This window comes from Microbacterium sp., assembly GCF_051953575.1.
In the GTDB taxonomy this organism is placed as follows: domain Bacteria; phylum Actinomycetota; class Actinomycetes; order Actinomycetales; family Microbacteriaceae; genus Microbacterium.
In genome coordinates this window covers 1-8,331 of sequence record NZ_JBQCIP010000304.1, presented here as the reverse complement: position 1 = coordinate 8,331, position 8,331 = coordinate 1, and the positions used below count along the sequence as shown (strand labels likewise).

Annotated in this window: 7 protein-coding genes and 1 pseudogene; 3 read left to right on the top strand and 5 right to left on the bottom strand. The window is 70.5% G+C overall.

The features are described 5' to 3' along the window. Window positions 1-137 precede the first annotated feature (137 nt). Window positions 138-365 (top strand): hypothetical protein, encoded by a 228-nt coding sequence (locus ACTHNQ_RS19600; RefSeq protein WP_440335603.1) that lies wholly within the window; start codon window positions 138-140, stop codon window positions 363-365. After that, entirely contained in the window at window positions 362-1,726 is a 1,365-nt protein-coding gene (locus tag ACTHNQ_RS19595) for an MFS transporter (RefSeq protein ID WP_440335602.1), read from the top strand. The genes ACTHNQ_RS19600 and ACTHNQ_RS19595 overlap by 4 nt, the downstream gene beginning before the upstream one ends. A 49-nt stretch (window positions 1,727-1,775) precedes the next feature. Here the strand turns inward: ACTHNQ_RS19595 and ACTHNQ_RS19590 are convergent, their stop codons facing one another. The 5 genes and pseudogenes from ACTHNQ_RS19590 to ACTHNQ_RS19570 form a co-directional block, all read right to left on the bottom strand. Continuing rightward, window positions 1,776-2,015 carry a hypothetical protein gene (locus ACTHNQ_RS19590; protein ID WP_440335601.1) on the bottom strand — a complete coding sequence of 80 codons (240 nt, stop codon included), beginning with the start codon at window positions 2,013-2,015 and terminating at the stop codon, window positions 1,776-1,778. Window position 2,016: 1 nt separating this feature from the next. Beyond that, entirely contained in the window at window positions 2,017-4,596 is a 2,580-nt protein-coding gene (valS, locus tag ACTHNQ_RS19585; RefSeq protein WP_440335600.1) for a valine--tRNA ligase, read from the bottom strand. Between the two features lie 141 nt (window positions 4,597-4,737). Further along, the gene (locus tag ACTHNQ_RS19580) at window positions 4,738-6,075 is read right to left on the bottom strand and encodes an MFS transporter (protein WP_440335599.1); all 1,338 of its coding nucleotides are present in this window, start codon (window positions 6,073-6,075) and stop codon (window positions 4,738-4,740) included. 61 nt (window positions 6,076-6,136) lie between these two features. Further along, window positions 6,137-6,292: a family 1 glycosylhydrolase gene (locus ACTHNQ_RS19575; RefSeq protein WP_440335598.1), complete on the bottom strand. Its 156-nt coding sequence runs from the start codon at window positions 6,290-6,292 to the stop codon at window positions 6,137-6,139. Between the two features lie 68 nt (window positions 6,293-6,360). Further along, a pseudogene (locus ACTHNQ_RS19570) lies at window positions 6,361-7,635 on the bottom strand (family 1 glycosylhydrolase); the annotation flags it as partial. Window positions 7,636-7,944: 309 nt separating this feature from the next. Here ACTHNQ_RS19570 and ACTHNQ_RS19565 point away from each other — a divergent pair. After that, a partial coding sequence (locus tag ACTHNQ_RS19565) for a class I tRNA ligase family protein (protein ID WP_440335604.1) occupies window positions 7,945-8,331 on the top strand: 387 nt, incomplete at its 3' end.

Sequence of the window (8,331 nt, the reverse complement as noted above, 5' to 3'; positions counted from 1 at the left end):
GCTCTCCCGCAACATCATGGCGCTGATCGACGACGCCGTGGACAAGTACCGCAACCAGACCGGCGAGAACGTCCGGCCCGTGACCATCCGGGCCGACCTGTTCCCGCTTCCGGAACTCGAAGACTAGGAGTGCAGTCATGACCACCATCACCGCCCACCGCGTCGTGTCGTCCCGCGCCGCGCGCACCACCGCATTCGACCGGGCCTTGCTGCAGGCGGCATCCGCTCTCGACGCGTTCGTGGCGACCCGCCTCGAGCGCCGCGCCGACGCGGCCCGCCGCCGTTCCGTCGCGGTGCAGGATGCCGCTGCCGGCGCCCGTTCGGCGGCCGAGGCGCGCGCCGCCATCGGTGTCCTCCCGCGATGAGCGACATCGTCGAGACCGCGCCGGAGGCCGGAGCGTCGGCCGGGCGGGCACGCAGGGTCCCGCTCGGCCGCGACTTCGGAAAGCTCTGGACCGCGGCCGCCTTCAGCAATCTCGCCGACGGCATCGGTCGCACCGCCGTCCCGCTCGTCGCGACGACGCTCACCCACGATCCGCTGATGATCTCGGTGCTCGGCGCGCTGGCCTTCCTGCCGTGGCTGCTGTTCGGCCTGCCCGCAGGCATGATCGTCGACCGCTTCGACCGCCGCGTGGTGATGGCGATCGCGAACACGTTCCGCGGCGCGGCCGCTCTCGTGCTCGCGGTCCTCACCGTCACGGGCACCTTGTCGATCTGGGCGCTGTTCGCCGGCACCCTCGTGTTCGGTCTCGGCGAGACGCTGTTCGACAACGCCACGAACGCGGTCATCCCGGGCGTCGTCACGCGCGAGCAGCTCGACCGTGCGAACGGCTGGATGCAGGCGGCGCAGATCACGATCGACAGCTTCATCGCGACGCCCATCGGGGGCGTGCTGTTCGGCATCGCGCTGGCGGTCCCGCTGTGGGTCGGCGGGGCGGCGTATCTCGTGCCCATCGTGCTGGCCCTCATGCTGCCGCTCTCGGCGGCTCGCCCGCTGCGGGCGCCCGCGTCCGGGCCCGAGCAGGTGCCCGACCCCACCGCGCCCGATGTGGCGCCCGCGGGCGCGACCTCCGAGCCGGTGCCCGCGCCGGTCGCTCAGTCCTCGGTGTCGGCGCGCGAGGCCGTACGGTTCCTGTGGCACCACTCGTACCTGCGCTCGATGGTCCTGTTCACCTCGATCGTCGGATGCTGCCTGTCGTTCGCGCAGGCCGTCACGGTGCTGTTCTTCCTCAACGTGCACCACGTCGACCCGGTCGCGATCGGCTTCGTCACCGCCGGCATCGGCATCGGCGCGCTGGTGGGCTCGCTGCTGGCCTCACGGCTGGTGGACCGGTTCGGCCGCGGTCCGGTGATGGTCGGCGCCAACGCCATCGTCGCGGTGTCGTCCGTGCTGGTGGGGCTCGCCCCCAACGTCGGGCTCGCCATCGCCGCCTACGCGCTCATGGCGTTCGCGGTGTCGACGTGGAACGTCCCGTGGGGCGCGCTGCGGCAGCAGATCATCCCGCCGCACCTGTTCGGTCGTGTGCTCGGGATCACGCGCATGCTGACGTGGGGCATCTTCCCGATCGCGACCCTGCTGGGCGGGCTCGTGTCGCGGGCGAGCCTGCAGCTCCCGTTCGTGATCTCGGGCGTGGTCGTCGCAGTGGCGACGCTCGTGGCGCTGCGGCTCCTGATCGTCGGAACGCGCGAGGCGGGCGCCGAGGCGGGGGCCGCGCCGGCCGCGTGACATACGGCGAAGGCCCACGAACCGCGGTTCGTGGGCCTTCACCGCGGTGTCAGGCGAACTCGTCCTCGTCGTCGTGACGCACGACGACGGCTCCGGAGCGGTCGATCGTCACGATCACGCCGGTGTCGAGCTCGGCGACCGGGCGGCCTTCGAGCCACGTCAGGGTCCAGTGCGGCACCGGCGAGCCGGGCGGGAGGGCCCGCTCGACAGCCGCGAGCTGCTCGTGGAGCTCCTGCGGAACGGCGGCCGGAGGCTGCTCTCCGGCGGTCCAGCGTGTACCGAGCTGCATGTCAGTCCTCCTGGGGGGCGAGTTCGATCGCGGTCACCGCGAGCGTGTCGGCATCCGCGTACTCGATGTCGGCGATGCGGCCCACGGCCTTGAGATCGCCCTCGGCGAGCCGGATGAGGGCGAGGGATGCCTCGGGCCCGGCGATGACCGCGCGCGCGACGGGCGCCTTCTGCGACACCTTCGCCTCGGTCTTAGCGCGCCGAACGCCGATGAGGGCCTCTCCGACCACGGACAGCACGGCGGGGTCGCCCCACTCCTCGTCCTGCGCGACCGGCCAGGCGGCCGTGTGCACGGATCCCTCGTTGAACCACGACCACGTCTCTTCGGTCGCGAAAGACAGCACGGGGGCGAGCAGGCGCAGCAGCGCCGACAGCGCCTGGCGCAGTGCCAGGGCCGCGGAGGCCTGGCCCACGTCGGTCTGGTTGTAGGCGCGCTCCTTGACGAGCTCGAGGTAGTCGTCGCAGAACGTCCAGAAGAACGACTCGGTGAGCTCGAGGGCTCGCGCGTGGTCGTAGTTCTCGTACGCCTTCGTCGCCTCGCGCACCACGCCGTGGAGTGCGGCGAGCATCGACGCGTCGAGCGCGTGGGTGACCTCGGCGCCTTCGGGCACCGGGAACGAGAGCACGAACTTGGCGGCGTTGAGCACCTTGATCGCCAGTCGCCGGCCGATCTTGATCTGCGTCGGGTTCTGCGGGTCGAAGGCGGCGTCCGTCCCGAGGCGGCTCGAGGCCGCCCAGTAGCGCACGGCGTCCGAGCCGTGCTGCGACAGGATGTCGGCCGGCGTGACCACGTTGCCCTTGGACTTCGACATCTTCTTGCGGTCGGGGTCGACGATGAAGCCCGAGATGGCGGCATCCGTCCACGGTGCGCGGTCGTCCTCGAGGGCGCTGCGCAGCATCGTCGAGAACAGCCAGGTGCGGATGATGTCCTGACCCTGGGGGCGCACGTCGAAGGGGGCGACGAGGCTCCACAGCTCGGGGTCGCGGTCCCAGCCGCCCGCCAGCTGCGGCGTCAGCGACGAGGTCGCCCACGTGTCGAAGATGTCCTTCTCGCCCTCGAACCCGCCCGGGACGCCACGCTGCTCTTCGGTGTAGCCCGGGGGCACATCGGTCGTGGGGTCGACCGGCAGGCTCTCGAGCACGGGCGTGAGCACGCGGTCGTAATCGCGCTCGCCGTTTTCGTCGAGGCCGTACCAGACCGGGATCGGCACGCCGAAGAAGCGCTGACGCGAGACGAGCCAGTCGCCGGTGAGGCCGCCGACCCAGTTCTCGTACCGGACGCGCATGAAGTCGGGGTGCCAGTTCATGCCCTTGCCGAGTGCGAGGAGCTTGTCGCGCAGGGCGGCGTCGCGGGCGCCGTTGCGGACGTACCACTGGCGGGTCGACACGATCTCGAGCGGGCGATCGCCCTTCTCGTAGAACTTCACCGGGTGGCTGAAGGGCTTCGACACCTCGAGCAGCTCGCCCGACTCCTCGAGCAGCTCGACCATGCGCTTCTTGGCGCTGAACACGGTCTTCCCCGCGAGTTCGGCGTAGGCGGCCTTCCCGGCCTCCGAGGTGATGACCTCGGGCGCGTCGGGCAGCACGCGGCCGTCCATGCCCAGGATCGTGCGGTTGGGCAGATCGAGTTCGCGCCACCAGACGATGTCGGTGACATCGCCGAAGGTGCAGATCATGGCGATGCCCGTGCCCTTGTCCTGCTGCGCCAGGTGGTGCGCGAGCACCGGCACCTCGACGTCGAAGACTGGCGTGCGCACGGTCGAGCCGAAGTAGGGCTGGTAGCGCTCGTCGTCGGGGTTGGCCACCAGCGCCACACAGGCGGCGAGCAGCTCGGGACGCGTCGTCTCGATGACGATGTCGCCGCTGCCGTCGGTCTTGTGGAAGGCGACCTTGTGGAACGAGGCCTGCTGCTCGCGGTCCTCGAGCTCCGCCTGGGCGATGGCCGAACGGAAGTCGATGTCCCAGAGCGTCGGGGCGAGCGACTGGTACGCCTCGCCGCGCTCGATGTTGCGCAGGAACGCGCGCTGGCTCGTGCGGATCGTGTCGTCCGAGATCGTCCGGTAGGTCTGGGTCCAGTCCACCGACAGGCCGAGCTGCCGGAAGAGGTCCTCGAAGTGCTTCTCGTCCTCGAGGGTCAGCGCCTCGCAGAGCTCGATGAAGTTGCGGCGGCTGATCGGAACCTGGTCGGCCGGCTTGAGGCTCTTGGCGTCGCCCTGGAAGGGCGGGGTGAAGTCGGCGTCGTAGGGGAGCGAGGGGTCGCAGCGCACGCCGTAGTAGTTCTGCACGCGACGCTCGGTCGGCAGGCCGTTGTCGTCCCAGCCCATCGGATAGAAGACGGTCTTGCCGCGCATGCGCTCGAAACGCACCTTCACGTCGGTGTGCGTGTAGCTGAAGACGTGCCCGATGTGCAGCGATCCCGACGCGGTGGGCGGGGGAGTGTCGACCGAGTACACGCCGTCGCGGCCGGCCGCGGCGGCGCGGATGCGGTCGAACAGGTACGTGCCCTGCGCCTTCCACGCTTCATCCCACTTGGTCTCGAGGCCCTCCAATGCGGGCTTCTCCGGAATATGCGCGTCGGACATGGATCTCCTCGATCGATATGTGCGGCACTGTGTGAGCGTGCCTGAGTGTGGGATGTCGTCCGAGTCTACCGGGGCGTGAACGGCACCCGGAACGCCGGATGCCGGCGGCCCAGGCCGCCGGCATCCGCTCGTCCTTCGCCGTCAGGCCGTGACGGTCGCCGACTCGGGATCGGTCGCCAGCTCGGGGACCACCGGACGGCGGGCCGCCAGCCAGGCGGAGACGAGCGTGACGACCGACAGCACCGCGAGCACGATCCCGGGGTGCCACCAGGCGTAGCCGGTGCCCTCGCCGAGGCCGAGGGTGATCAGCGGGACGAACCCGCTCAGCGTCGCCGCGATCGCGTAGGCGATCGACAGGGCCGAGTACCGGAAGTGGTCGGGGAAGAGGTCGTTCATGAGGCCGCCGAGGGCTGCCCAGGCCGCCGTGGGCATGATGCCGCCGATGATCATCATCCCGACGAGCACGCCGAACGACGCCGACTGCAGCAGGAAGTACATCGGGAACGTGATGATCAGGGTGCCGAGGGCCCCCCACATGACGACCTTCGCCGAGCCGATGCGGGTCGCCCACACGCCGAACAGCGGGATCGTCACGAACTGCACGAGCGCCCCGATGGTCGTTGCGATCATCAGCTGCGTGTAGTCGTAGCCCAGCTGCGTGGCCCCGTACTCCATCGTGTAGGTGTTCATCAGCGAGTAGGAGCCGATGCCGAGCAGCGCCGCGCCGACCGCGATGAGAAACGCCGTCGGCGCGTTGCGGAACACCGACAGGAAGGGAACCTTGTCGCGGCGGTCCTGCGCCACGACGCCCTTGAACACGGGCGTCTCGTCGATCGACCAGCGCAGGTAGAGCGAGACGAGCAGCAGCGGGAAGGCGAGCAGGAACGGGACGCGCCATCCCCACGCCGCGAGATCCTCCGGGGACAGCGTGAAGGCCATGACGAGGAACACGACGGCGGTCAGCGTGGAGCCGACCGGGGATCCGAGCTGCGGGATCGACGCGTAGAACGCGCGCTTGACGCGACTGGAGCTCTCGGCCGCCAGCAGGATCGAACCGCCCCACTCGCCGCCGAGCGACAGGCCCTGCACGATGCGCAGCAGCACGAGCGCCCACGCTCCGACCCACCCGGCCTGGGCGTACGTCGGAAGGAGTCCGATGAGGCCGGTCGCCACGCCCATGATGCCGACGGTCCACAGGAGGGTCGTGCGCCGGCCGAGCCGGTCGCCCATGTGGCCGAAGATGACGGCGCCGATCGGGCGGATGACGAAGGCGAGCGCGATCGTCGCGAACGACGCCATCGTGCCGCCGAACTGTCCGAGCGGCGCGAAGAACGCCGGACCGGCGAAGTACGCCGAGAAGTACGCGAAGACGTAGAAGTCGAAGGATTCGAGGGACGTGCCGACCATCGAGGCCCATGCGACGCGGCGCGTCGGGGCGCTCTCGGGAGCGATGGCGGCTTCTGGTGCTGCTGCGGTCACGGACGTCAATCTTGGCACGAGTCCAGAAACCTGGCGCCGGCCGCCGGCATTCCCGCGACGGTCAGTCCCTCGGAACCGCGTTGGCGGCGATCACGTCGGCGAAGAACCCGGCGCTCTTCTTCGGCGTGCGCTCCTGCGTCGTGAAGTCCACCGCGACGATGCCCCATCGCTGCGTGTACCCCTCCGCCCACTCGAAGTTGTCGAGCAGCGACCACACGACACGTAATGGCCTTCGAGGGGCACGCCGTCGCCGATCGCGCGGGCAGCCTGCTGGAAGTGCGCGCGCAGGAACGCGACGCGATCAGGATCGTCGACGGTGAGGTCGGGTGTCGCGTCGGGGATGCCGTTCTCGGTGATGATGAGCGGGATCGCCGGGTATTCGTCCTTCAGCCGCACCAGCAGGTCGTAGAGACCCTGCGGATCGACCTGCTGCCAGCTCGCCGCCGACGTCCGGGCGACTTCGACGGTGCGGCCGAGGCTGTCGATGCCCGTCACGCCGTAGTACTGGATGGCGAGCAGGTCGCAGGGCGCCGAGATCACCTCGAGGTCCCCGGGCAGCTGCAGGGCGCGGAACGCAGCGGGATCGGCGGGCAGCTGGCCGGGCTGGTCGCCGACCGCGTCGTCGGGGTACGACCCCTTGAGGATCGGGTCGAGGAACAGGCGGTTCTCGCGTGCGTCGGTGCATGTCGCCGCCTCGGGGTAGTCGGGTTCGGTCGCCCGCACCGGGATCAGATTGAGCGCGGCCCCGATGCGGCCGGGGGTGCCGCTCTCGCGGAAGCGCTGGACGGCGAGCCCGTGCGCCAGTAGCTGGTGGTGCACCGCCGCCGCAGCGGTGTCGGGGTCGCGCAGTCCGGGGGCGTGGGTGCCGTACCAGTGCCCGACGAACGCGTGGGTCTTGGGCTCGTTGAGGGTCAGCCAGTCCGGCGCCGCGTCACCGAGCGCCTCGAAGCAGACCCCGGCGTAGTCGGCGAAGCGCGCAGCCGTGTCGCGCGACGCCCAGCCGCCGGCATCCTGGAGCGCCTGCGGCAGGTCCCAGTGGAACAGCGTGATGGCGGGGCGGATGCCGGCGCCGACGAGCTCGTCGACCAGACGCCGGTAATAGTCGAGGCCGGGCTGGTTGACAGCGCCGGCGCCGGTCGGCAGGACGCGCGACCACGAGATCGAGAAGCGGTAGGCGCCCAGTCCCAGCGAGCTCATGAGGGCGACGTCGTCGGCGTAGCGGTGGTACTGGTCGGCGGCGGGCTCGCCGGTCGAGCCGTCGCTGATCCTGCCGGGGAGCGCCGCGAAGGTGTCCCACACCGACGGCCCGCGGCCGTCGGCGGTCAGGGCGCCCTCGACCTGGAACGCGCTCGTCGACGCGCCCCACGTGTACCCCTCCGGGAACGCCAGGGGCTCGGCAGGCGGGGTCCAGGGCGAAGGCGACGCCGAGCCGGTCGGCGGTGTGGTCGACGCGCCCTCCGGTGTGCACGCCGCGAGGGCCGCGGTCAGGCCGACGCCGCCGGCAGCCAGGAGGAACGTGCGGCGGGAGAGATCGCCGTCGCGGCGCAGGGGAGTGGGCATCGTCGCCTTCGGTGCGGTCGGTCAGCGTGGGAGCGCTTCCACGCTCGGCACAGCCTAGCGCACCGCAGGCGGGTAGAATCAAGGCCAACGACTGCGATCCGGCCATCACCGGGGAGTCTTCGGAAGAACGCGGGGCCAGCCCCCGTCATTAGAACCGAACGGGTCAGGCCCGTCACAGCCGCAGTGAGAGGGGAGGGATGCCGGTCTGCCGGCATCCGTCAATGCAGGGTGGTACCGCGGTAGACCTGGACCCACGTCCGGACCGATCGTCCCGGCAGGAAGCACACGAGCGAGCACCTGCGAGAGATGATGACCTACCCCCGCCCCTCCGCCTTCGGCCCCGCCGCCGACGCGGCGCCTGCACCCGTCGTCCCGAGTCCGCGCTTCCCCGACATCGAGCAGGAGACGCTCGCGTTCTGGGAGGCCGACCAGACCTTCCGCGCGTCCATCGCACAGCGCGACGGCGCCGAGGAATGGGTCTTCTACGACGGGCCGCCCTTCGCCAACGGCCTGCCCCACTACGGCCACCTGCTCACCGGCTACGCCAAGGACCTCTTCCCGCGCTTCCAGACCATGCGCGGCAAGAAGGTCGACCGCGTCTTCGGGTGGGACACGCATGGCCTCCCCGCCGAGCTCGAGGCGATGAAGCAGCTCGGCATCACCGAGAAGAGCGAGATCGAGGCGATGGGCATCGCC